This is a genomic window from Cobetia sp. LC6 (genome assembly GCF_030264805.1).
Taxonomy (GTDB): Bacteria; Pseudomonadota; Gammaproteobacteria; order Pseudomonadales; family Halomonadaceae; genus Cobetia.
This window is the reverse complement of record NZ_JASSPL010000003.1, coordinates 298,637-321,262: the sequence shown is the minus strand read 5'-3', so window position 1 is coordinate 321,262 and position 22,626 is coordinate 298,637. Positions and strand designations below refer to the sequence as shown.

Annotated in this window: 19 protein-coding genes and 1 tRNA gene; 9 read left to right on the top strand and 11 right to left on the bottom strand. The window is 62.7% G+C overall.

Annotated features, from left to right (window positions below; translation table 11 throughout):
• Positions 1-31: 31 nt before the first annotated feature.
• From QQF40_RS06355 to QQF40_RS06340, 4 genes are all read left to right on the top strand, one after another.
• Entirely contained in the window at positions 32-406 is a 375-nt protein-coding gene (locus tag QQF40_RS06355) for a translation initiation factor Sui1 (RefSeq protein WP_043335744.1), read from the top strand.
• 51 nt (positions 407-457) lie between these two features.
• Positions 458-910 carry a YbaY family lipoprotein gene (locus QQF40_RS06350; RefSeq protein ID WP_285460729.1) on the top strand — a complete coding sequence of 151 codons (453 nt, stop codon included), beginning with the start codon at positions 458-460 and terminating at the stop codon, positions 908-910.
• A gap of 92 nt (positions 911-1,002) precedes the next feature.
• A complete protein-coding gene (locus QQF40_RS06345) occupies positions 1,003-1,923 on the top strand; it encodes a nuclease-related domain-containing protein (RefSeq protein ID WP_285460728.1) in 921 nt (306 codons plus the stop codon).
• Between the two features lie 149 nt (positions 1,924-2,072).
• Complete coding sequence (locus QQF40_RS06340; protein ID WP_285460727.1) at positions 2,073-2,909, top strand: ATP-grasp domain-containing protein; 837 nt, start codon at positions 2,073-2,075, stop codon at positions 2,907-2,909.
• A gap of 109 nt (positions 2,910-3,018) precedes the next feature.
• Here the strand turns inward: QQF40_RS06340 and QQF40_RS06335 are convergent, their stop codons facing one another.
• From QQF40_RS06335 to glnA, 6 genes are all read right to left on the bottom strand, one after another.
• The gene (locus QQF40_RS06335; protein ID WP_175090634.1) at positions 3,019-4,770 is read right to left on the bottom strand and encodes a BCCT family transporter; all 1,752 of its coding nucleotides are present in this window, start codon (positions 4,768-4,770) and stop codon (positions 3,019-3,021) included.
• A 424-nt stretch (positions 4,771-5,194) separates the two neighbouring features.
• Entirely contained in the window at positions 5,195-6,532 is a 1,338-nt protein-coding gene (locus QQF40_RS06330; RefSeq protein WP_285460726.1) for a deoxyguanosinetriphosphate triphosphohydrolase, read from the bottom strand.
• Between the two features lie 171 nt (positions 6,533-6,703).
• Entirely contained in the window at positions 6,704-8,113 is a 1,410-nt protein-coding gene (gene ntrC / locus QQF40_RS06325; RefSeq protein WP_043335756.1) for a nitrogen regulation protein NR(I), read from the bottom strand.
• Positions 8,110-9,204: a nitrogen regulation protein NR(II) gene (glnL, locus tag QQF40_RS06320; protein WP_285460725.1), complete on the bottom strand. Its 1,095-nt coding sequence runs from the start codon at positions 9,202-9,204 to the stop codon at positions 8,110-8,112. The genes ntrC and glnL overlap by 4 nt, the downstream gene beginning before the upstream one ends.
• Positions 9,205-9,467: 263 nt before the next feature.
• The gene (locus tag QQF40_RS06315; RefSeq protein ID WP_254627213.1) at positions 9,468-10,160 is read right to left on the bottom strand and encodes a DUF4124 domain-containing protein; all 693 of its coding nucleotides are present in this window, start codon (positions 10,158-10,160) and stop codon (positions 9,468-9,470) included.
• A gap of 415 nt (positions 10,161-10,575) precedes the next feature.
• Complete coding sequence (gene glnA, locus QQF40_RS06310) at positions 10,576-11,982, bottom strand: glutamate--ammonia ligase (protein WP_175090632.1); 1,407 nt, start codon at positions 11,980-11,982, stop codon at positions 10,576-10,578.
• Between the two features lie 135 nt (positions 11,983-12,117).
• On the opposite strand from glnA, the gene QQF40_RS06305 reads away from it, so the two are divergent.
• From QQF40_RS06305 to rnk, 4 genes are all read left to right on the top strand, one after another.
• Positions 12,118-12,408 carry a hypothetical protein gene (locus QQF40_RS06305; protein ID WP_285460724.1) on the top strand — a complete coding sequence of 97 codons (291 nt, stop codon included), beginning with the start codon at positions 12,118-12,120 and terminating at the stop codon, positions 12,406-12,408.
• 216 nt (positions 12,409-12,624) lie between these two features.
• Complete coding sequence (gene typA / locus QQF40_RS06300; protein WP_175090631.1) at positions 12,625-14,433, top strand: translational GTPase TypA; 1,809 nt, start codon at positions 12,625-12,627, stop codon at positions 14,431-14,433.
• A 650-nt stretch (positions 14,434-15,083) separates the two neighbouring features.
• Entirely contained in the window at positions 15,084-15,974 is an 891-nt protein-coding gene (locus QQF40_RS06295; RefSeq protein ID WP_043331776.1) for a WYL domain-containing protein, read from the top strand.
• A 250-nt stretch (positions 15,975-16,224) separates the two neighbouring features.
• Complete coding sequence (gene rnk, locus QQF40_RS06290; protein ID WP_175090630.1) at positions 16,225-16,638, top strand: nucleoside diphosphate kinase regulator; 414 nt, start codon at positions 16,225-16,227, stop codon at positions 16,636-16,638.
• Between the two features lie 5 nt (positions 16,639-16,643).
• Here rnk and QQF40_RS06285 read toward each other — a convergent pair whose 3' ends face one another.
• On the bottom strand, positions 16,644-18,149 hold the full coding sequence (locus QQF40_RS06285; RefSeq protein WP_285460723.1) for a coniferyl aldehyde dehydrogenase: 1,506 nt from the start codon (positions 18,147-18,149) through the stop codon (positions 16,644-16,646).
• Positions 18,150-18,525: 376 nt separating this feature from the next.
• A tRNA-Arg gene (locus tag QQF40_RS06280) sits at positions 18,526-18,602 on the bottom strand.
• Positions 18,603-18,746: 144 nt separating this feature from the next.
• On the opposite strand from QQF40_RS06280, the gene QQF40_RS06275 reads away from it, so the two are divergent.
• Positions 18,747-19,241 carry a c-type cytochrome gene (locus QQF40_RS06275; RefSeq protein ID WP_175090628.1) on the top strand — a complete coding sequence of 165 codons (495 nt, stop codon included), beginning with the start codon at positions 18,747-18,749 and terminating at the stop codon, positions 19,239-19,241.
• 29 nt (positions 19,242-19,270) lie between these two features.
• On the opposite strand, the gene rep is transcribed toward QQF40_RS06275, so the two are convergent.
• The 3 genes from rep to QQF40_RS06260 form a co-directional block, all read right to left on the bottom strand.
• Complete coding sequence (gene rep, locus QQF40_RS06270) at positions 19,271-21,352, bottom strand: DNA helicase Rep (protein ID WP_175090627.1); 2,082 nt, start codon at positions 21,350-21,352, stop codon at positions 19,271-19,273.
• An 81-nt stretch (positions 21,353-21,433) separates the two neighbouring features.
• On the bottom strand, positions 21,434-21,907 hold the full coding sequence (trmL, locus tag QQF40_RS06265; protein ID WP_175090626.1) for a tRNA (uridine(34)/cytosine(34)/5-carboxymethylaminomethyluridine(34)-2'-O)-methyltransferase TrmL: 474 nt from the start codon (positions 21,905-21,907) through the stop codon (positions 21,434-21,436).
• Between the two features lie 144 nt (positions 21,908-22,051).
• Positions 22,052-22,612 carry a YfaZ family outer membrane protein gene (locus tag QQF40_RS06260; protein ID WP_175090625.1) on the bottom strand — a complete coding sequence of 187 codons (561 nt, stop codon included), beginning with the start codon at positions 22,610-22,612 and terminating at the stop codon, positions 22,052-22,054.
• Positions 22,613-22,626: the final 14 nt, after the last annotated feature.

The window sequence follows — 22,626 nt, the reverse complement described above, 5'->3', positions numbered from 1 at the left end:
GATCATTCATCACCGTATCGCAGGAGACATCATGGCCTCGCTCAAGGATCAACTGTCCGGGCTTGTCTATTCCACCGAACATGGCGCAACCTGCCCTGAGTGTCGGCGTGCCGAAGCCGAGTGCGAATGTGCCGACCTCGCCGAGCGTGAACGCCTGGCAAGCCTCGATGGCGTGGTGCGTATCCGTCGCGAGACCAGCGGTCGCAAGGGCAAGGGCGTGACCACCGTGAGCGGGATTCCGCTCGCCGAGAAGGAACTCAAGGCCCTGGCCAAGACTCTCAAGCAGCGGTGCGGCACTGGCGGCAGCCTCAAGGATGGCATCGTGGAGATCCAGGGCGATCACCGCGAGACGCTCAAGGCGGAACTCACGCGGATGGGCTATACCGTCAAGCTGGCCGGTGGCTGAACGCCCGCTGCGCGCACCATTGCCTTCCATCTCGCTGCACAAGGGATTTCCATGCTGAACATCATCACGGCACGCCGGCCTTCGGCTCGCACGCTCTCGCTCTCTGGCCTGCTGCTGGCCACGCTCGGGCTGGGTGGCTGCATGACCGGCCCGGACTTCACGCAGCTGGAGGCGCGCGTGGTGCCACAGCAGGCCTTCACCGCACCGCCGGATGCGATGCTGGAAGTGCGCCTGGTGGATGTCTCCCGCGCCGATGCCGAGGCTGGGCTGATTGCCAGTACCCGCTATGGCGGCCTGCGTGAAGGGCCTTTCCCGGTCAGCCTGCAATACGATCGCAATGCCATCGAGGAAGGCCATCGCTATGCGCTGCAAGCCGATGTGCGCAGCGAAGGGCGTCTTTATTGGATCAATGACAGCGCAGTGCCGGTGCTGGGTGACGGCAGCGTCTCACAAGGCGAGGTCGAGATCCCGCTCACGCCACTGCCGCGTGCGCTGGGCCACTGATGGCGCCTACGCCCGGCCCGATAAGTACGTTGGGCTTGACCTGTACGTTCGACTTGATCAGCAGGCCCGTCTCTCACCGATAGGACACCCCAATGGATTGGCTGGAATACCTGTTACCTGTCTTCTTCCTTACCCCTCTGGGTGCCATCGCGCTGGTGGTGCTGGGCATGCGCGGCCTGCATGAGCGGCGCATCCAGTCGCCGCTGACCCGCCGTCAGCTGCGCGAGCCGGGCCAGAGCCTGCGCGATCGTCTCGATGAGGCCTTCCAGGCGCTGTTTCTCGACGGGGCGCTCGGGCCGCTCATCACCTTGAGCCCGCTGGTCTACGGCATGGGGCGCATGGTGTTCGGTGAAGAGCAGAACTGGCTTGAGTGGGCCGCCTATGGTCTGGCCTGTGCGCTGTTCGTGCTGATCTTCGCGCTGCGCCTGACGCGTCACTTCCAGCGTATCCGCAAGCTCAAGCTGGGGCTGGCCTGCGAGCTGTCCATCGGTCAGGAACTCGACCAGCTCATCCGCCCGGAACAGCTGACCAGCATGGTCTATCACGACGTGCCTGCCGAGGGCTTCCATATCGATCATCTGGTGGTCACCCCCGCTGGTGCCTACGCCATTCGCACCAAGGCGCGCTCACGGCCGTTGGATGCACTGGGCGCACTCAAGGATGAGGTCAAGCTCAAGGATGGTCGCCTGTACTTCCCGGGCTATCGCGAGCGCAAACCGCTGCGCGAGACACGTACCGCACGCGACTGGACGGCCGCCTGGCTGAAGCGTGAGTGCGGTGTCGAGGTTCCGGTACATGGCATCCTGGCCCTGCCGGGCTGGAAGATCATCCGCGAGGGAACACAGCGTGCCGAAGACCCGGATGTCGTCAATGGCGAGGGCTTGGCCGAGTGGCTGAGCACCCATTGCATGGCTCCCGAAGAGGGTTGCCCGACCCTGGATGACGCCCTCAAGCAGCGCATCAACGAGGCGATTCTCGACCGCGTTCAGGCCGAGCGCCTCGCCACAAACTGATCCTCCGCCATGCTCCGGCCCCTCGGAGCATGGCAGCGCCAGACAAAGGCTTGCCAAGGCGCCCCGCCCGGCGTTAAATACGCGCCGGTCCAGCCTTGGCAACCTTATCGCGCTATCGCAATGATGGCGCTCTTGACGACATATCCCGCATGAAACTCATCACCTTCGACGCTTTTCGTACCCTCGGCATCCCCGGTGTTCGTTATATCAAGCCGGAGCGCATGCTGGATCACCTCGACGAGATCCGCGCCGCCGACATCTTGCTGTTTCCCGAATACTGGCAGATCACCACCCTGGTCTACGGCCTCGGCAAACGCATCTTCCCCAGCCTGCCCAGCTACGCGATCGGCCACGACAAGGTCGAGCAGACGCGCGTCTTTCAGGCCATCTGCCCGGACAATGTGCCGCCGACCGAGATTCGCGGCGCCAGCCGTCAGGCAATCGATGATATCGAGGCGCGCTTCGGCTACCCGCTGATCGTCAAGGAAGTCAAAAGCTCGATGGGTGTCGGTGTGAAGCTGATCCAGTCGCGTGGCGAACTGGAAGCGCATGCGGCGGAGCATCCGGTGCTGTATGCCCAGCCGCGCCTGGAGATCGACCGCGACCTGCGCATCGTGGTGGTAGGTGGCGAAGTCATCACCGCCTACTGGCGCGTCACGCCGCTGGGCGGCTATCGCTCCAATGTCAGTCAGGGTGGCGAGACGGACTACGACAATATTCCGGCCCCCGCCATCGCCCTGGCCCTGCACCTGGCCGAGGCATTGAGTGTTGATCATGCCGGCTTCGATATCGCGATGGTCGATGGCCACCCGATGATCTTCGAGTTCAACCGTCTGTTCGGCAATCAGGGCATCCAGGACAGCTCTCGACGCATCGGTGCCGCCATCGGTCGCTATCTGGCCCTCGACAATGACGACAAGGAACCGACGCCGCCGATCCTCACACCACGCCGCGTGCGCCGCGCGACACTCAAGGAAACCGGCTGACATCTTGCGGGCGCACGCCCCTGCCTGCCCTGAACGACAAGACGCCGCCCAATGGGCGGCGTCTTGTCGTCTGGTACTGGCCGCTCAACTGGCCAGCTGGCTCATCTCCTTACAGGCGCGAGGGGCGGCTGTGCGGGTCGCCTTCGATATGATCCTTGGGCGGGTCCTGCCGCGGCTTGCCTGCTGCCGGCACATCCTCGTCGGGGATTTCCCAGGTGCCTTCTTCGGTCCAGGGGTCATCCGCCGGGAATTCCTCGATATTGATTTCCTTGACCGTGTAATCCGGCTGGTAGCGCAGGTCATAGTGCGCGGCACGCACGATGGAGATGCACAGCATCAAGGCCACTGCCAATAGCGGCACTCCCCCGATGATGGAAGCCGTCTGCAGGGTCTCCAGCCCGCCGATGAACATCAGCACGATGGGCATGAACGACAGGGCGAAGGCCCAGAACAGGCGGTTCCAGCGCATCGGCTCTTCATCGACTTCCTTCTGGACCACAGCGGCCAGAATGTAGGAGATGGAGTCGAAGGTGGTCGCGGTGAAGATCAGCGCCAGCAGCGTGAAGGCGAAGATCACCACGTAGTCCAGCGGCAGCGTGTGCAGCATCGCGAAGATGGCCGCGGTCGGGCTCTGGTCATTGAGGATGGTGACCACGTCCAGCTCACCGGACAGCTGCAGGTAGAGGCCGTAGTTGCCCATCACCATGAAGAACAGGAAGCAGCCCATGGTGCCGAAGAACATCGAACCGGCGACCATGGCGCGGATGGTGCGGCCCCGCGAGATACGCGCGATGAACAGCCCCACGCTGGGCGCGAACACCAGCCACCAGGCCCAGTAGAAGATGGTCCAGTCCTGCGGGAAGTGCGTGTCCTCGAAGCCCTTGAACTCAGCGAACGGCTCAAGCCAGGTGGCCATGTGGATCAGATTGCTCATCACGCGGCCCAGCGCATCCAGACCGGTATTGGCCATGAACAGGGTCGGCCCCACGATGAAGATGAACAGCAACAGGCCGACCGCCAGCCAGAAGTTGATGTCTGACAGCAGCTTGATGCCCTTCTTGAGGCCCACGTAGGCGCTGTAGCCGAACAGGGCGGTACACACCAGCAGCACCACGATCTGCGTGGTCAGCGACTTGGGCACCCCGAACAGCTCGTGCACCCCCTCGTTGATCATCGGTGCCGCCAGCCCCAGGGTGGTCGCGCCGCCGCCCAGCATGCCGAAGACGAAGCTGATATCGATCAGCTTGCCCAGCCAGCCATGTGCCAGCTTTTCGCCCAGCACCGGCATCAGCGCCTCGGAAATCTTCAACACGCTGTGGTGACGCACGTAGTAGAAGTAGGCGATCGGCACGGCGGGGATCAGGTAGATCGCCCATGCCAGCGGGCCCCAGTGGAAGATGCCGTAGGCCGCGGCCCATTCCGCTGCCTCCGGTGTCTGGCCTTCCACATGGAATGGGGGCGACTGGTAGTAGTAGACCCACTCGATCATCGACCAGTACAGGATGGAGGCCCCGATGCCGGCGCAGAACAGCATCGCCGCCCACGACACGATGGAGAATTCAGGCTTCTCCTCGGCATCACCGAGCTTTATCTGACCGATGTCGCTGAAGATGATGTAGATCATGAAGCCGCCGGCCCCCACGCCGAGCAGCAGATAGAGCACACCGAGCTTGCTGGTGACGAAGTTCTTGGCCGCCGATACCCACATCGCGCCCTGCTCGGGGAAGATGACCAGGGGCAGCGTCACTGCCAACAGCAGGAAGATCGAACCGAAGAAGGTCGGCTTGTCGATCATGTCGAAGGGCTTTTCGGGCCGATCCCCCGCCGCCTTGGCGGATACCTTTCGGGTTTCCTTGCTCATATATAAGCCTCATTTATCGTTGTTGCCATGCATGATAACAGCTTATCATGAGTGATTGCGATACACGCATCCCCACTGCGTACAATCCTAGTACAACGATCCAAGCGCCTACGTAAAGATAATTTAACGCAAGCAAGTCATTTATTAGCGCCTGGCAGGCCGTGGCGTTCAGGCCAAGAGAAGAGCAGGAAGCACGACGACAGGGCTGGCAGCGACAGGCAAATCAGCAGGGAAGACACAGTCAGAACAGGCAGCAGATGTCAGGCCGGACCGCAGGCATCCACCAGGGAACGGCACGTCGCCGCTACCGCTCCCTGGCGGGAAATGATGAGGCTAGAAGTGATGAAGCCTGCAGTGGTCAAGCTTGGGGGAATAGGCATGAAGAGATCAGGCTTGAGATGATCGGGCTGATGGCGCCTCGCTCTCAGTCACCGCGCAGGCGCCCGCCCATCTCCTGGGCGAGGTCCACCGCGAAGTGGTCCGTCATGCCGCCGATGAAGTCGAGCATGCGCCGATAGCTGCGGTAGAGATCCCAATCCTTGGTCGGCGTGTTCTCGCCGATCAATGCCAGCACACGTTGATGCTTGAAGCTGGAACGTCCCGTGGTATGCAGCTCATGCGCAGCGCCGATGAAGGCCTCGAGCAGGATGCCCAGCGTGGTGTAGGCGCCGATCTCCAGCTTGGCCTTGCGCTCGTTACGGAAGATCTTCTGGCGCGCCAGATTCTTGGCTTCCCGCACGCCCCAGCCGAGGTCGGGGTGGCACAGGTCGAGCAGGTCTTCGCTGAGCGTACCGGCCAGCAGTTCCGTCTCGCGCTGGACGAAAGCCTCGGCGACATCATTGACGGCACGCTCCATCGCCGCGCCTCTCAGCGCCGCCACCTTGCGCCGCTGGGAAGTGCCGCGGGCGACCATCTCCTGATATTCGCGCGGCTCGCCACCGCTGATGCCGGTGAGAATCTCGAACACTTCCTCGAACTGCAAAATGCCCATCTCGAGGCCATCTTCCAGGTCCAGCAGCGCATAGCAGATGTCATCGGCGGCCTCGACCAGCCACGCCAGCGGGTGACGGCACCAGCGTCCACCGGCCCGTGCCAGCAGACCGCAACGCTCGGCGACCTGATCCAGCAGCACGCGCTCGCTCTGATAGCAGCCGAACTTGCCGCCCGCCGTGGCGTGCTCCACCGTCCACGGGTACTTGAGCAGCGTGCCCAGCGTCGCTGCCGTCAGGCGCATGCCGCCATGGAACTGGTTGTATTCGATCTGGGTGACGATGCGAAAGCCCTGGGCATTGCCTTCGTAGGTGAGCAGGTCCTCGCGCTCGGCATCGCTCAGCCCGGCCAGCCGACCGTGATCACTGGCGGCCTCGGCGGCGAACCAGTCACGGATGGCGTACTCCCCGGCATGCCCGAAGGGCGGGTTGCCGATGTCATGCCCCAGGCAGCCGGTCTGGACGATGACACCGAGATCCGACGGCGTGATCCAGTCGGGCAACTGCTCCTTGAGCTTCTCGCCGACCATCATGCCCAGCGAGCGGCCGACGCAGCCGACCTCCAGCGAGTGGGTCAGGCGCGTGTGGATGTGGTCGTTGTCGGTCAGCGGATGAACCTGGGTCTTGCGCCCCAGGCGACGGAAGGAACCCGCGAACACGATACGGTCGTGGTCCTTGTGGAAGGGAGTCCGCCCCATCTCACGCGATACGGTGCCCGGTGCGTCATGCAGGCGACTCGGTTCCAGCAGTCGCTCCCAGCTCATCGATGACATCAGGCAACTCCTTGGCAGGCGCCGAGTGCTGGCGCCGGCGAGCAGATAACAGGTGAATGACGCGCATGAAAAAAGAGAACAGGGATTGTGGCACCCTGTTCTCCTTGTCTCCAGCCCGCTCAAGTCATCCTCAGCTCGCCAAGATTGCCCTCGAACCCGCTCAGGCTGTCCTCAGTCCTCGGCCAGCGCCGGCAACAGCACCTTGAGCTTGCGGGTCAGGGTGTTGCGCCCCCAGCCCAGCAGCTCGGCGGCTTCGCCCTTGCGACCACCGGTATGCTTGAGGGCCGTCTCGATCAGAATACGCTCGAAGTCGGGCACCGCTTCTTCCAGCAGATGGGTATGACCGGCGGCAAGCGCGCGGTCTGCCCACTCGCGGAAGGCACCACGCCAATCGCCGGAGGCCGCCTCGGTGCCGCTGGCATCTCGCAGCTCCGGCGGCAGGTCCTCGATCATCACTTCACGCCCCGAGGCCATCACCGTCAGCCAGCGACAGGTGTTCTCGAGCTGGCGCACGTTGCCCGGCCAGTCGAAGCGCGTCAGGTGTTTCTCCGCGGCCTCCGTCAGCACCTTGGGCTCGGTCGACAGCTCACGCGCGGCCTCGCCCAGGAAGTGACTCATCAGACGCGGGATGTCTTCGCGGCGCTCCGACAGGCGCGGCAGATGCACGCGAATCACGTTGAGGCGGTGGAAGAGATCCTCACGGAAACGCCCATCCTCGACCAGCTTTTCCAGGTGCTGGTGCGTCGCGGCGATGATGCGCACGTCGACCTTGACCGGCGTGATGCCACCGACACGATAGAACTCGCCATCGGCCAGCACACGCAGCAGGCGAGTCTGGGTCTCGGCGGGCATGTCACCGATCTCATCGAGGAACAGCGTGCCACCATCGGCCTGCTCGAAGCGCCCGCGGCGCAGCGCCGTGGCGCCGGTGAAGGCGCCCTTCTCGTGGCCGAACAGCTCCGACTCCATCAAGTCCTTGGGAATCGCGGCCATGTTGAGTGCGATGAACGGCTTGGCGGCGCGCGGCGAGTGCTGATGCAGCGCCTGGGCCACGCGCTCCTTGCCGGTACCGGACTCGCCGTTGATCAGGACGGTGATATGCGACTGTGACAGGCGGCCGATGGCGCGAAAGACTTCCTGCATCGCCGGCGCTTCGCCGATGATTTCCTTGGTCAGTCCTTCCGGCACGGCGGCGGGTGCCTTGGATTCACGGGCATGTGCCACGGCGCGCCGTACCAGCGCCAGCGCTTCATCGACATCAAACGGCTTGGGCAGGTATTCGAAGGCGCCGCCCTGATAGGAAGCCACGGCGCTGTCGAGGTCGGAATGCGCCGTCATCACGATGACGGGCAGGTCCGGGTATTTCTCGCGCACGCGCGCCATCAGGTCGAGGCCATCGGTTCCGGGCATGCGGATATCGGTGATCAGGACATCCGGACACTGACGCATGATGCTGGCTTCGGCCTGGTCGGCACGCTCGAAGGTTTCCACCTCGAGGTCGGGTTGTGCCAGAGCGCGCTCCAGCACCCAGCGAATGGCGCGGTCGTCATCGACGATACAGACGCGGGCAGTCTCGCTCATGTGTGATCTCCAGAAGTGCCGGCTAGCGGAATGAGTAAACGGAATTCGGTATGGCCGGGGCGCGAGTCACACTCGATCAGCCCCTGATGCTGGTGCAGGATGCCCTGGGCGATCGACAGCCCGAGCCCTGAGCCTTCGGCGCGCCCCGAGACCATCGGGTAGAACAGCGTCTCGCGCAGGCTCTCCGGGATGCCGGGGCCGTTGTCGATGATCGCCAGCTCGCACACCAGTCGGTGGCGCTCATGGCCCAGCGTGAACTGACGACGAGCGCGGGTCCGCAGCGTGATCTCCCAGGGCGCCTCTTCGCCCTCGTGCGTATCCGGACGGGGCTGCTCGTTGAGCGCCTGGGTCGCGTTGCGTGCGATGTTGAGTACCGCCTGGATCAGCTGTCCTTCATCGCCGATGACCTCCGGGAGGCTCGGGTCATAGTCGGCCGTCAGCTTGATGTGATGCCCTTCCGCCGCCAGCAGGGAGCGCACCCGCTCGGTCACCGAGTGGATGTTGACCGGTGACTGCAGCGGTGGCCGGTTCGGCCCCAGCATGCGGTCGACCAGATCACGCAGGCGGTCCACCTCCTCGATGATGATGCGCGTGAATTCCACCATCTGCGGTTCGGGCAGGTCACGCTCGAGGAGCTGGGCAGCGCCACGAATGCCGCCGAGAGGATTCTTGACCTCATGCGCCAGCCCGCGTGTCAGCACCTTGACCGCCTCCTGGCGGGCGATCAGCGCTTCTTCGCGCGAGATCTGCATCAGGCGGTCACGCGGTTCTATCTCGACCAGCAATTCATTGGCGCTGATGGGCGTCGCGGTGAAATCCACCGTCAGCGCTTCATTGGCCGCGTTGATGATCTCGGCCTCACGCTGGGTGTAGGGATGCTGTTCCTCCAGCGCCTTGCGCAGCACATTGACCAGGGTGTCATCCAATCCGGACATGTTGTCGGGCGTACTGCCCTTCACGCGCACCAGACTCACCGCCAGCAACGTCTCCGCGGCGGGATTCATCCAGACCATCTGCAGTTGTGAGTCCAGCACCATCACGGCAGTGTTGAGGTGTTCGAGCAGTCGTTGATGCATGGGTTTGTTCGCCATCTGCAGTACGTCTCCCTGTTCTGCAATAACCGCGCCAGTCTGGTGCAGGCACCGAGAACACGGCGTCCGATGCTGTGCAACCATTTCTGGTCCCTCATATTGGCACCAAAATGGTGCAGGCGAGAAATCGCGCTCGAGCTCGTGTTGCTTCACTCCGCCATCAGGCAAACCGATATCGACTGGCCCAGACACGAAAAAGCCGCCCGAAGGCGGCCTGTCAGCGAAGGAGAAACGCGAGATGAAAGAAGGCCGCCCAGACGCTGCTAGCCTCCGCCAGCATTGGCAGGATTGTTGGGATTGCGAGGCAGATTGACGCTGGCGCGTTGCACATAGACCACCTTCGGCTCGCTGGTCTGGCGTACGCGGCCGGTGGAATCCAGCAACTCCGCCTGGATGACATGCTTGCCACGCTCCAGCGCCGGCACCATGAAGACGGTACTGTGCATGGCGGATTGAGACGGCGCGCCATCCACGGTCACGCGCACCTTGTCTTCCGGACGCAGCTTGGGCTCGATCCCCAGGCGTACCGCCAGATTGCCCGCCTGCCCGGTCTGCAGCGTTTCCTCGTTGGACGGGCTCTGGATGGTGAAGGTGGTATAGCCACGGAAAGCCACATCCACCGCAGGCGCCCGGGTGCGGGTGCTCTCGCTGGATGAGGAAGAGCTCACGCGCGACGGCGTGCTGCGCCGCGGCGGCAGGGATTCCGTCGACGGCACCACGCTGAGCGGCGTCAGCTGCACCTTGCTGCCGCCCGCAGGCTGATCACTGAAGACCACGTTGCCATTGGCATCGACGTGGCGATAGACCTGAGCCGCCTGAAGATCGAACGACAGGCTCGTCAGCATCAGCGTCGCTGCCAGCAGCAGGCACTGCAGTGGCTCGGGGCGCGCTGCTGGCAGTGCACGCGAGTCAGTCGCGGGGTTCGCGACGCGCAGGGAGGATACGAAGGGCCACATCCGAAGATTCCTGAAGAGAGTCATGGGAGGCCAGAAGCCGCAGGCAGCTCCAGCGGGATTGGGTCTATCGGCAGGCGATCCTGCTGCCTGATGACAAGGCTAACAAGTTACAAAGCTTACCGCGTTGATGCCAGCATTTGGGGCCCTCGACAAGACGCCTGTGGGCATTGACTGTCACGCAAGGCTACCACCGCGCCCTGCAGGTCTGTCATCAGCATGGCCGATATCAGGGAAAAGGATCAGAGCAAAGAGTCAGAACGAAAAACAGGGCCACACCTGTCGGTATGGCCCTGCTGTCGTCATCGTCCGGGGCTTGCCTCCACCTGGAAGGTACCCCGTCAGATGGCGTGGCTAGCGAATGGCTGCCTCAACCTCTGCAGCGCCTGGACGCTGCTGTACTTAGGCGTTGCAGTGCTTAGACGCTGTAGTACATGTCGAATTCGAGCGGGTGAGTCGCCATGCGCAGGCGCTGGACATCTTCGCCCTTCAGCTCGAGGTAGGCATCGATCATGTCGTCGGTGAAGACGCCGCCCTGGGTCAGGAACTCACGATCGCCGTCCAGCGCGGTCAGGGCCTGTTCGAGGCTCTCGGCCACGGTCGGGATGGACTTGGCTTCTTCGGCCGGCAGGTCGTAGAGATTCTTGTCCATCGCGTCGCCCGGGTGGATCTTGTTCTTGATACCGTCGATACCGGCCATCAGCATCGCGGAGAACGCCAGGTACGGGTTGGCCGTCGGATCCGGGAAACGCGCCTCGACACGCTTGCCTTTCGGGCTGGCAGTGTACGGAATGCGGATGGAAGCGGAACGGTTGCGGGCAGAGTAGGCCAGCATGACCGGCGCTTCGAAGCCCGGCACCAGACGCTTGTAGGAGTTGGTGGACGCATTGGTGAAGGCGTTCAGGGCACGAGCGTGCTTGATGATGCCGCCAATGTAGTAGAGGGCCATTTCGGACAGACCCGCGTACTCGTCACCGGCGAACTGGTTGTCGCCATCCTTCCAGAAGGACTGGTGAACGTGCATGCCGGAACCGTTGTCACCGACCAGCGGCTTGGGCATGAAGGTCGCGGACTTGCCGTAGGCGTGAGCCACGTTGTGGATCACGTACTTGAGTTCCTGAACCTCATCGGCCTTCTTGACCAGGGTATTGAACTTGACGCCGATCTCGTTCTGGCCGGCGTTCGCCACTTCGTGGTGGTGAACTTCGACTTCCTGACCGATGGCTTCCAGGGTGTTGCACATGGCAGCACGGATATCGTGGAAGCTGTCGATCGGCGGGACCGGGAAGTAGCCGCCCTTCAGACGCGGACGGTGACCCAGGTTGCCGCCTTCCGGCGTGGAATCGGTCGCCCAGGCACCTTCTTCGGAAGAGATCTTGAACATGGAACCGTTCATCTCGTTCTTCCAGTGCACTTCGTCGAAGATGAAGAATTCCGGCTCCGGACCGAAGAAGGCGGTGTCGCCCAGACCGGTAGACTTCAGGTATTCCTCGGCGCGCTTGGCGACGGAGCGCGGATCGCGCTCATAGCCCTGCATGGTGGCCGGCTCGATGACGTCGCAGCGCAGCACCAGGGTGGTGTCTTCGGTGAACGGGTCGAGGAAGGCAGTGCCGTCGTCCGGCATCAGGATCATGTCGGATTCGTTGATGCCCTTCCAACCTTCGATGGAGGAACCATCGAACATCTGGCCGTTCTCGAAGAATTCCTCATCCACTGCACGCGCCGGGATGGAGACGTGCTGCTCCTTGCCCTTGGTGTCGGTGAAGCGCAGATCAACCCACTTGACTTCGTGTTCTTCAATCAGGGCAAGTGTCTTCTCAGCCATGGTAATTCTCCGATGGAGCCGGCGGCTCTGGTTACAGTTGGTGTCAGCGTTGTCTGGGGTTATTGCTCTATTTTGTAAGCCTTTTCTCTCATGGTCGGCGTCGTTATGCCAGCCATCAGACAGGATGCTCTAACAATGCAGCGAGCGTGCCAGAATGGCGCACGCCGCATCGTCGATTTCAGTAAGATCATGAATATGCTGAAAAAAAACATCATCATCTTCATGCATGCAGCACGAAAACCCGACCAAGGATGGGCCGACAAGGTGCAAAAATTCTTGCCGCGCAGTGCAGATTCATCATTTGGGTGCACCAAAAAACGTCATTGCTCCACGATGGTGCAAAATACTGGATCTCAAGTATTTCTCCGCTCACACCCGATGATCACGTCAGCATCACATTGCGGTCATTTCTTCCTTTCCTCCTGATGTCGGCCTCGACTCACAAGTTTTTTTCATGCGCGACAGGGGGGCGGAAAAGACTTGAGAGACAATCATTTGGGCACTTCAGACCAATTGAAGGCACTCGCTGACTCGCCTCGTGAATGCACGATGCTGGCAGGAGGCATGCCATGCCCCCTATAATGCGCCCCAAATCACAAGCGCCCGGTACGCGAGCGCCCATTTTCCGCACAGGTTCCCGTCGTGATCGAGAAACTTCGCAACATAGCCATCATCGCCCACGTTGACCACGGTAAAACTACCCTGGTCGACAAGCTCCTGAGTCAGTCCGGCACCCTGGACCGCAAGGCCGAGGGTCAGGAACGCATCATGGATTCCAACGACCAGGAAAAAGAGCGCGGCATCACCATTCTCGCGAAGAACACCGCGATCCAGTGGAACGACTACCACATCAACATCGTGGATACCCCCGGGCACGCTGACTTCGGTGGCGAAGTCGAGCGCGTGATGTCCATGGTCGATTCCGTGCTGCTGCTGGTCGATGCCGTCGATGGCCCGATGCCGCAGACGCGCTTCGTGACCCAGAAGGCATTCGCCCAGGGCCTGAAGCCGATCGTCGTCGTCAACAAGATCGACCGTCCGGGCTCTCGCCCTGACTGGGTCGTTGACCAGATCTTCGATCTGTTCGACAACCTGGGCGCGACTGACGAGCAGCTCGACTTCCCGATCATCTACTGCTCTGCCCTCAACGGCATTGCCGGTATGGACCCGGAAGACCTGAAAGACACCATGGACCCGATGTTCCAGTCCATCGTCGACATCGTCGAGCCGCCCAAGGTCGAGCTGGACGGTCCGTTCCAGATGCAGATCTCCGCACTGGACTACAACAGCTACGTCGGCGTCATCGGTCTGGGCCGCATCAAGCGCGGCGCCGTCAGCCCGGGTCAGCAGGTGTCCATCATCACCAAGGAAGGCGCTGTCCGTAAGGGCAAGATCGGCCAGGTCATGACTCACATGGGCCTGGACCGCGTGCAGACCGACAAGGCGACTGCCGGCGACATCGTCTGCATCACCGGTATCGAGAACCTCGCGATCTCCGACACCATCTGCGACACCGCCACTGTCGAGGCGCTGCCGCCGCTGACCGTCGATGAGCCGACCGTCTCCATGACCTTCCAGGTCAATGATTCTCCGTTCGCCGGTCAGGACGGCAAGTTCGTCACCAGCCGCAACATCCGTGAGCGTCTGGACCAGGAACTGATCCACAACGTCGCACTGCGCGTCGAACAGGGCGAGACTCCGGAGAAGTTCGTCGTCTCCGGTCGTGGTGAGCTTCACCTCTCCGTTCTCATCGAATCCATGCGTCGTGAAGGCTTCGAGCTGGCCGTGGGCCGTCCGGAAGTCATCATCAAGGAAATCGACGGCAAGAAGCAGGAGCCGTACGAAGAAGTCATCATCGACTGTGAAGAGCAGCACCAGGGCTCCATCATGGAAGAGCTGGGCTACCGCAAGGGCGAGCTGACCAACATGAACCCGGATGGCAAGGGTCGTGTGCGTCTGGACTTCATCATCCCGTCTCGCGGTCTGATCGGCTTCCGTGGCCAGTTCCTGACCCTGACCTCCGGTACCGGTATCCTGACCAGCCGCTTCGATCACTACGGTGATCTGAAGGAAGGCGCAGGCGTCGAGCGTCGCAACGGCGTCATGATCTCCATGGTGCCGGGCAAGGCGCTGTCCTACGCCCTGTACACCCTGCAGGAACGTGGCAAGCTGATCATCGGTCACGGTACCGAAGTCTATGAAGGCATGCTGGTCGGTATCCACAACCGCGCCAACGACCTGGTCGTGAACCCGACCAAGGCCAAGAAGCTCGATAACATGCGTTCTACCGGCAACGATGAAAACATCGTGCTGACGCCGCCGATTCGCTTCACCCTGGAACAGGCGATCGAGTTCCTGGATTCCGATGAGCTGGTGGAAGTCACTCCGCTGCACATCCGTATCCGCAAGAAGCACCTGAAAGAGAACGAGCGCAAGCGCGCCAGCAAGTAAGCTGGCCCAGCCCGCCCCCTGTCTGATGGCAGGGGGCATCGTGCTCAAACGCAAAAGACCCGCCAACTCGGCGGGTCTTTTGCGTTTGAGCACTTTTCGCTGTTGCCGCAAAGGGCAGCATGACCATCTCTCTAATACTTATGAATGTCATTGCAGGAAGTGCGTCGCTATTAGGGCTCGCAGAATAAGGCAACTTTGCGCGATACCTTGGCCTGAGGCATCTCTAACACTTAAATGAGGGTTATATGAGGCATATTTGTGTTGTGCATATAGCGTCTTCATCCAGAGCATGCCACACGCGGCCAATGCCACTGCGCAACGTAATGTCTTGATGTATTGATAGTGCGCAATCACACACCACAGAGCGAAGATAAATCGTCAAATTCTAATGATGCGTCGCGTTTGGACGACGCAAAAACGAGACGTCGATGCGCGGTCACTAGGGTCAACGCAACGGAGCAGGTATCTTCTGCCGGAGCTTTCTTCATGCATATCCTGCAGTTAACGAAGACTTGTTCACCACACGCCACCCGGAGCAGGGTCCTCTTACCGATCCTCGTGAGCACTCGCCATGTGTCGCCATTGCCACGCCAGGTGTGTGCAATGCGTCACGAATACGCTCCAGAAGACCCGTATGAAAGGATTCAGCAATGAGCATCAAGCAACGCCTCGAAGTCCTGCCATGGGACACGCTGGCGCGTTACCGCCTGATCGAGATCATCGCCTTGTGGGAGGGGCGCGTCACTTCGCGTCATCTGGGCAACGCCTTCGGTATCGCCAGACAGCAAGCCTCGCGCGTCATGAAGACCTACCGCGAGACGGTCGCCGAGAACAATCTCGAGTATGACCCCGTCATCAAGGGCTACCGTCCGTCGGCGAATTTCTGCCCCATGCTGACGCGGGGTGAGGTCGATGAATACCTGCAATTGCTGGGCAATCACGACAATCTGAATCCGCATTTCACCGGGCTGGGGCTAGGACAGGCAAATACCGAGGCCCTGCGTCTGCCGTCGCGCAGCGCCAGCCCACCTGTGGTCAGGGCCTTGATCGAAGCCGCCAGTCAGGGCGCGCGTCTCGAGGTGACCTACGCCTCTCTCAACTCCCCCCAGGGGGAGGAGCGCATCCTGTGCCCGCATACGCTGGTCTACGCCGCTGGCCGCTGGCATGTGCGAGCCTTCTGCGAGAAGAACCGCGCTTTTCGCGACTTCGTGCTGTCTCGATTCCGCGCGGTGCCGGAGCTGTTCGGTGAAGCCCTGGAAGGTAGCCAGCGCGAGTGCGATGAAGGCTGGGAGACGCGAGTCACCTTGAAGCTGGGCGCCGACCCACGCCTGACACCCGCCGAGCGCGGCCTGATAGAACAGGACCACGGCATGGTGGATGGTGAGCTGCACTTGCCGACACGCGGTGCTCTGGTGCAGTACGTCCTGCGCGAGCTGGGCATCAATCCGGACCATCTGGAAGAGTCTCCGCGCGCCCAGCAGCTGGTCGTGCTCAATCGCGACGAGATCACTGACTGGCTGTTCGTCAGCTCCAGCGCCTGACGCGGGAGTGAGCGGGTCTGCCCCTTGCTCTCTCCTGGCTCTTCCAATGCCCGACCACTGTCCAGCCATAGCTCAGTCATAGCCCTCGCGCTGACCTCAAGTTGCCTGAATGGACTATCCATCGCCGAGCGAAGTTTATATGATGACTTCTGCACACAGTCCTTCGCCCTTCCCGGCGGAGGGCTGTTTTTTTGGTGTCCAGCAAGGCCTTGCTCACAAGGGGCTGACACCACGACTGACAGGAGGTCTCATGGCCACACTTCCCTCGATCATCATCAATCGTCTGGACGCCGAACGCCTCGAGCGCCTGATTGATCGCGTTGCCGCCGCCGACCGTCAGGTGGCAGAACAGCTTGAGGACGAGCTGGAGCGCGGCGAGGTCGTCGAGCCTCACGAGGTGCCCGCCGATATCGTCAGCATGAACAGCCGCGTGGAGTTCACGGACCTAACCCGCCAGCAGACTCTGGTGCGCACGCTGGTCTATCCGCATGCGCTGCCCGGCCAGCAGGATGGCCTGTCGGTGCTGGCGCCACTGGGGGCTGCCCTGCTCGGCCTCAAGGTCGGCAGCCTCATCGAGTGGCGGCTGCCGGATGGCAGCCTGCATGAGGTGCGTATCGAGGCGCTGCATTACCAGCCGGAAAGTGCCGGCGACCTGCACCGCTGAAACGCCTAGCGCATCAGCAGGCGGCGGATAAGACCATGGATGGCGCGCGCTGTCGGCCCGTCGGCATAGGGCGGATACATCAGCCGCGCGCCATTCATGCGCCCCTTGGCGAAGACTCCCTTGGCCTTGCTGAGCGTCTGGAAACCTTCCCTGCCATGATAATGCCCCATCCCGGACGGCCCGATGCCGCCGAACGGCATGTCATCCTGCGCCACATGCAGCAGGGTGTCATTCAGACACATTCCGCCCGCATGCGTGCCCTCGGTGACCCGCTGCTGTTCTTGCTTGTCGTGGCCGAAGTAATACAGTGCCAGCGGCCGGGGCCGGGCGTTCACATAGGCCATCGCGACGGATAGCGTATCCGCCGGTGCATCCAGCAACGTGTCCTTCACGCTCGTCTCGCCTTCCACCTCATTCGAAGCTCCCGGGGCCGACAGGCCGACGATCGGCAGCAGCGGGCCGAAGATCTCTTCCTGCATCACGCGCATCTCATCCGTCACATCGAGCAACGCCAGCGGCGGCATCAGACGCTTCTCGACCAGCTCCGGGTCATCCCAGTCGGGGCTGTCGACCAGAGGCCTGAGTGTCGCCCCCTTCGCCAGGGCATCCTCGAGCACCTCTCGCAAGCGCTGGTACTGACGCTGATTGATGATGCGCGAATAGTCCTGCGTCTCGCAGAAGCGCGGATAGAAGCGCTGGAATGCCTCGCCCAGCGCCGTGACCAGCAGCGGGACCTGGTCCTCACTGCACAGCACATAGTCCGGCGCGACGCAGGTCTGGCCGGCGTTCATGCCCTTGCCGAAGGCCAGCCGCCCCGCCGCCTCACGACGCTGCGCCTCATCCGCCAACAGCTCACGCGACATGATCACCGGCGACTTGCCGCCCAGCTCCAGCGTCACGGGAGTCAGGTTGTCCGCCGCGGCACGCATCACATGCTTGCCGACCGCCGTGCTGCCGGTGAACAGCAGGTGGTCGAAGGGCAAGGCCGAGAAGGCCGCCGCCACATCGGCCTCACCGATCACCACGGCCACCTGCACCTCATCGAAGGCATCGAGCAGCATCACGCGCAGCGCCTCGGCGGTCTCGGGGGTGAACTCGCTCATCTTGATCATCACCCGATTGCCGGCGCTCAGGGCGCTGATCAAGGGGCCGAGCGCCAGATAGAGGGGATAGTTCCAGGGCACGATGATGCCGACCACGCCCAGCGGCTGATAGACGACACGCGCAGAGGCCGGCTGGAAGGCGGCGCTGACATGGCGCTTCGAGGGCTTCATCCAGCCCTTCAGGTGACGGCGCGCATGACGAATGCCTTCGTAGCTCGGCACCAGTTCGGCCAGCCGCGTCTCATGGGCGCTGCGGTGGCCGAAATCGGCGCTGATCGCCGCGATCAAGGCCTCCTCGTGCGACTTGAGCGCATCACGCAGCGAAGTCAGCCAGGCCAGGCGCTCGTTGGCGCTGGGCATAGGCGACAGGCCATAGGCGGCGCGCTGGTCTTCCAGCAGCGCCTGCATGCGCGTGATTTCCCGAGTGGCAGCCTCGCTGCTCTCAGTAGACGAGCCAGCAGGCGAGGCAGCAGATTCAGCCGAGGTAGCAGGCTCAGGCGAAGCAGGATCAACAGGGGCGGCAGTCGTCATGAGAACATCCAGTGAGGGCCGGCGGAGCCAGCAGCGAAGGCAGACAGCCACAAGTATGGCGTACCAGCCGATAGCGACCGGCGCGAGGAGGATCGCCGGCGTGGTTCACCCCGTTTTAGAACACTCGTTTGATGACGTCAAAGAAAGTCGCCTGCGCCGCTGCCGCACGCCGCAATGCAAAAAGCCCCCGCACCGTGAGGTACGAGGGCTTTTCGGGTGTCGACCGGCGATGGCGCCGGTGACGGGAATCCGTTGGCGCGCCCAGCAGGATTTGAACCTGCGACCCCTGCCTTCGGAGGGCAGTACTCTATCCAGCTGAGCTATGGGCGCGCATGCCAGGGTTGCAGTGAACCGAGGCGCGCTTATGGTAACGTCTTGATTCTACGATGTCGAGATATCCCGCCAGCCATGCGGTTGCTGCCCCTCCGGCGAGCGCTATACTGGCTCGATACACAGCCCCAAAAGGTGCACGCCATGCAAGCTCGCCGGCCAGCTGCTTTTCCCCTCAAGCGCTCTCCCCTGTCATTCTCATTGAGCGCGATGCTGTTCAGCGTGCTTGTCAGCGCATCCGCACAGGCCGCAGACAACTCCCGCGAGGCGATTGCCGAGCGACTCAAGCCGGTGGGCGAGCTATGCGTGAAGGGCGACGCCTGCGCCGGTGATGCCTCGGCAGCGAGCTCACAGCCGGCGGACAGTGGCGCTGGCGGGCAAGCCAATGCCGCCAGCGCGATAGACGGCGAGAAGGTTTACGGTGGCATCTGCATGGCCTGTCACACCACTGGTGCCGCCGGTGCCCCGCGCCTGGGCGAGGCCGGCGACTGGGAAGGCCGTCTCTCCAAGGGCGACGAGACGCTCTACACCCACGCCATCGAAGGCTTCAATGCCATGCCGGCCAAGGGCGGCAATCCGGCGCTTTCCGATGAGGAAGTGAAGGCCGCGGTGGATTACCTGCTCGATTCCGTGCGCTGAACCTCAGCGCACAGCACCCGACGATAACATCAGCCCAGCAACGAACGCAGGCCCGCGATGGCATCCCGCCCGCGGGCCACTTTCTTCTCCTGATCCTGCGGCTTGTCGGCCCGCCCTTCCCACTCGAGGTCTTCCGGCGGCAGCTCGTCCAGGAAGCGGCTCGGCACGCAGTCCATCATCTCGCCGTAGGTCTTGCGCTGGCGCGCCAGCGTCAGCACTAGAGTACGGCGCGCCCGCGTGATGCCCACGTAGGCGAGGCGGCGCTCCTCCTCCACCGTGTCCATCTCGATGGAGTTGCGGTGCGGCAGCAGGTCTTCCTCCAGCCCCAGCACGTAGACATGCGGAAACTCCAGGCCCTTGGAGGCATGCAGCGTCAGCAGCTGCACGCGGTCGGAGTCATCCTCCTCGGCCTGCTGCTCGAGAATGTCGCGCAGCACCAGGCGTGAGATGGCCGCCGCGACATCGCCGGTCTCGGTATCGCCGATCATCGCCTCGCTGCCCTCCAGCTCCTCCACCTCTTCCTGCGGATTGCCGCTGATCGACTTCTCGAGCTGATCGATCAGGATCCAGACGTTGGCCATGCGCCGCTCGGCGATCTTGGGCGCACTGGCGTTCTGATACAGCCAGCCTTCGTAATCCACCTCGCGGAACAGCTCGCGGATCGCGCTGATCGACTGGCCGGCGTCCATCTCGCGGCGCACGCGGTCCAGCGTGTGGGTGAAGCGGCCGAGGCGGTCCAGCGCCCGCTCGCTCAGCTGCTCACGCAGGCCCATCTCGCTGCAGGCGGCGTAGAGCGACACGCCACGCCCGGTGGCGTAGTTGGCCAGCTTCTCCAGCGTGCCCGGCCCGACTTCCCGCCGCGGCACATTGACGATGCGCAGGAAGGCGTTGTCGTCCGCCGGGTTGATCAGCAGACGCAGATAGGCCATCGCGTCCTTGATCTCGTTGCGCCCGAAGAAGGAGGTGCCGCCGGAGAGCTTGTAGGGAATCTGGTAGTGCTGCAGCTTCAGCTCCAGCAGGCGCGCCTGGAAGTTGCCGCGATAGAGCACCGCGAAGTCACGCCATTCGGCGCCTTCCTTGATGCGCCGCGTGAGAATCTCGCCCGCCACGCGCTCGGCCTCGGCCTCTTCGTTGCGATTCATGATGATGCGGATCGGGTCGCCATCGCCCATCTGCGACCACAGCGTCTTGTCGTAGACGTGCGGGTTGTTGGCGATCAGGGTGTTGGCCGCGCGCAGGATGATGCCGGTGGAGCGATAGTTCTGCTCCAGCTTGATCAGGTTCAGGCGCGGGAAGTCCTCGCCGAGAGTGACGAGATTCTCGGGGCGCGCCCCGCGCCAGGCGTAGATCGACTGGTCATCGTCGCCCACCACCGTGAAGGTCTGGCGCTCCTGCATCAGCATCTTCACCAGCAGGTACTGACTGATGTTGGTGTCCTGATACTCATCGACCAGCATGTAGTGGATGCGCCGCTGCCAGCGCGCCAGCACCTCGGGGTGATCACGGAACAGCACCACCGGCAGCAGGATCAGGTCATCGAAGTCCACCGCGTTGTAGGCCTTGAGATGCCGGTTGTAGGCCTCGTAGATCACCGCGGCGTACTGGGCGTCTTCATCCTCGGCATGCGACAGCGCCGCCCCGGGCAGGACCAGGTCATTCTTCCAGTTGGAAATCTGACTCTGCACCGCGTTGATCTGCTCGGCGTCGGTGTCGGCTTCCTTGTGCATCAGCTCCTTGATCAACACCTTGGCGTCATCGGTGTCGAACAGCGAGAAGCCCGGCTTGTAGCCCAGCGTCTTCAGCTCGCCGCGGATGATGGTCAGTCCGAGAGTGTGGAAGGTCGAGACGATCAGCCCGTGGCCCTCGCGGCCCTTGAGCATCTTGCCGACACGCTCCTTCATCTCGCGCGCCGCCTTGTTGGTGAAGGTCACGGCGGCGATGTTGCGTGCCTTCATGCCGCATTCCTGCACCAGATAGGCGATCTTGGTCGTGATCACGCTGGTCTTGCCTGATCCGGCACCGGCCAGTACCAGACAGGGGCCATCGATGGCGCGCACGGCTTCCTGCTGGCGGGGGTTGAGCTTGGCGAGGCGATCACGGATCTCGGTCATCACGGTGTCCTGCTGGGCGAAGAAAGGGAGCGAAAATGCATCTCACGCGGAGCGATGGTCGATCAATCGCGTGCTGGACGATCAATCAAGAATTGCGGCGCCGGCGAAATCGAGCTGACGCCAGCTTTCATAGACGACCACGGCGACGGCATTCGACAGGTTCATGCTGCGGCTGTCGGCCAGCATCGGCAGGCGCAACACCTGCTCGCGGGGCAGGCTGTCGAGCATCGCCTGTGGCAGGCCGCGTGTCTCGGGGCCGAATACCAGTGCATCACCGGCCTGGAAGCTGGCCTCATGCGGCGCGGTGCGACCACGCGTCGAGAGCGCGAAGACCCGCGAAGGCCTCACGCTCGCCACGAAGTCATCGAGGCTGGCATGGCGCTGCACACGTGCCCACTCATGATAATCGAGACCGGCACGGCGCAGGCGCTTGTCATCCAGCTCGAACCCCAATGGCTCGATCAGATGCAGGCGGTAACCGGTGTTGGCACACAGCCGGATGATGTTGCCGGTATTGGGCGGAATCTCGGGCTGATAGAGCACGATATCGAGCATGAGCAGACTCGCGGCAGAAGGCGAAAACAGGGGGCTGCCCGGCGATGATCACCTGGTCATGACAACGCAAAGCGGGCCCCGGAGGGCCCGCCATCTTACCGCAATGCGTGACTCACGCGGAGCACGCGTTGCCGAGAACCATGCTCAGAACTGCAGACGCATGCCGACCAGCGGGCCGGAATCCAGTGTGCGTTCGTCACGGTTCTCGAAGTCGGCCTTCACCTTGCGGTAGCCGACATAGCCTTCGACGTTGTCGATGACCTGATAGCGTGCGCGCAGGCCGTATTCGTAGCTGTGCTCGAGGTCGTTGCTGGTCGCGACGTCCGGGGTCACGTAGCCGTAGCCACCCAGCGAGACGCGCGGTGCGCCCGGCAGGTAGTAGTAGCCGTAGCCGCCGAGGCCCAGACCGCCGCCGTCACCGTGGTCGGTGTCGTACTGGCTCCAGCGTGCGCCGAGGCCCACGTCGTATTCGCTGGTGCGCTCGGTGCCCAGCAGCTGGACGTGGCCAGCCGTGACGTCGTCATGGTCATCGCTGGACAGGATACCGCCGCCGAGCTGGACGCCATTGCTGATCTCGCCATTGATTTCGCCCTGAACGGCTTCACTATTCAGGTTGAGGTCAGCGTTGCCGGCCATGGCCGGGGCGGACAGACTGGCAGCGAGGATGGCTGCCGAAAGGCCGAGAATGTTACGGTGAGCTGTCATGTATGCACCTCTGT

Excerpts from the sequence above, each read along its gene's own strand:
- QQF40_RS06355 (WP_043335744.1), top strand. The coding sequence starts at position 32 with ATGGCCTCGCTCAAGGATCAACTGTCCGGGCTTGTCTATTCCACCGAA.
- QQF40_RS06350 (WP_285460729.1), top strand. The coding sequence starts at position 458 with ATGCTGAACATCATCACGGCACGCCGGCCTTCGGCTCGCACGCTCTCG.
- QQF40_RS06345 (WP_285460728.1), top strand. The coding sequence starts at position 1,003 with ATGGATTGGCTGGAATACCTGTTACCTGTCTTCTTCCTTACCCCTCTG.
- QQF40_RS06340 (WP_285460727.1), top strand. The coding sequence starts at position 2,073 with ATGAAACTCATCACCTTCGACGCTTTTCGTACCCTCGGCATCCCCGGT.
- QQF40_RS06335 (WP_175090634.1), bottom strand. The coding sequence starts at position 4,770 with ATGAGCAAGGAAACCCGAAAGGTATCCGCCAAGGCGGCGGGGGATCGG.
- QQF40_RS06330 (WP_285460726.1), bottom strand. The coding sequence starts at position 6,532 with ATGTCATCGATGAGCTGGGAGCGACTGCTGGAACCGAGTCGCCTGCAT.
- ntrC (WP_043335756.1), bottom strand. The coding sequence starts at position 8,113 with ATGAGCGAGACTGCCCGCGTCTGTATCGTCGATGACGACCGCGCCATT.
- glnL (WP_285460725.1), bottom strand. The coding sequence starts at position 9,204 with ATGGCGAACAAACCCATGCATCAACGACTGCTCGAACACCTCAACACT.
- QQF40_RS06315 (WP_254627213.1), bottom strand. The coding sequence starts at position 10,160 with ATGTGGCCCTTCGTATCCTCCCTGCGCGTCGCGAACCCCGCGACTGAC.
- glnA (WP_175090632.1), bottom strand. The coding sequence starts at position 11,982 with ATGGCTGAGAAGACACTTGCCCTGATTGAAGAACACGAAGTCAAGTGG.
- QQF40_RS06305 (WP_285460724.1), top strand. The coding sequence starts at position 12,118 with ATGCAGCGAGCGTGCCAGAATGGCGCACGCCGCATCGTCGATTTCAGT.
- QQF40_RS06295 (WP_043331776.1), top strand. The coding sequence starts at position 15,084 with ATGAGCATCAAGCAACGCCTCGAAGTCCTGCCATGGGACACGCTGGCG.
- rnk (WP_175090630.1), top strand. The coding sequence starts at position 16,225 with ATGGCCACACTTCCCTCGATCATCATCAATCGTCTGGACGCCGAACGC.
- QQF40_RS06285 (WP_285460723.1), bottom strand. The coding sequence starts at position 18,149 with ATGCAGGCGCTGCTGGAAGACCAGCGCGCCGCCTATGGCCTGTCGCCT.
- QQF40_RS06275 (WP_175090628.1), top strand. The coding sequence starts at position 18,747 with ATGCAAGCTCGCCGGCCAGCTGCTTTTCCCCTCAAGCGCTCTCCCCTG.
- rep (WP_175090627.1), bottom strand. The coding sequence starts at position 21,352 with ATGACCGAGATCCGTGATCGCCTCGCCAAGCTCAACCCCCGCCAGCAG.
- trmL (WP_175090626.1), bottom strand. The coding sequence starts at position 21,907 with ATGCTCGATATCGTGCTCTATCAGCCCGAGATTCCGCCCAATACCGGC.
- QQF40_RS06260 (WP_175090625.1), bottom strand. The coding sequence starts at position 22,612 with ATGACAGCTCACCGTAACATTCTCGGCCTTTCGGCAGCCATCCTCGCT.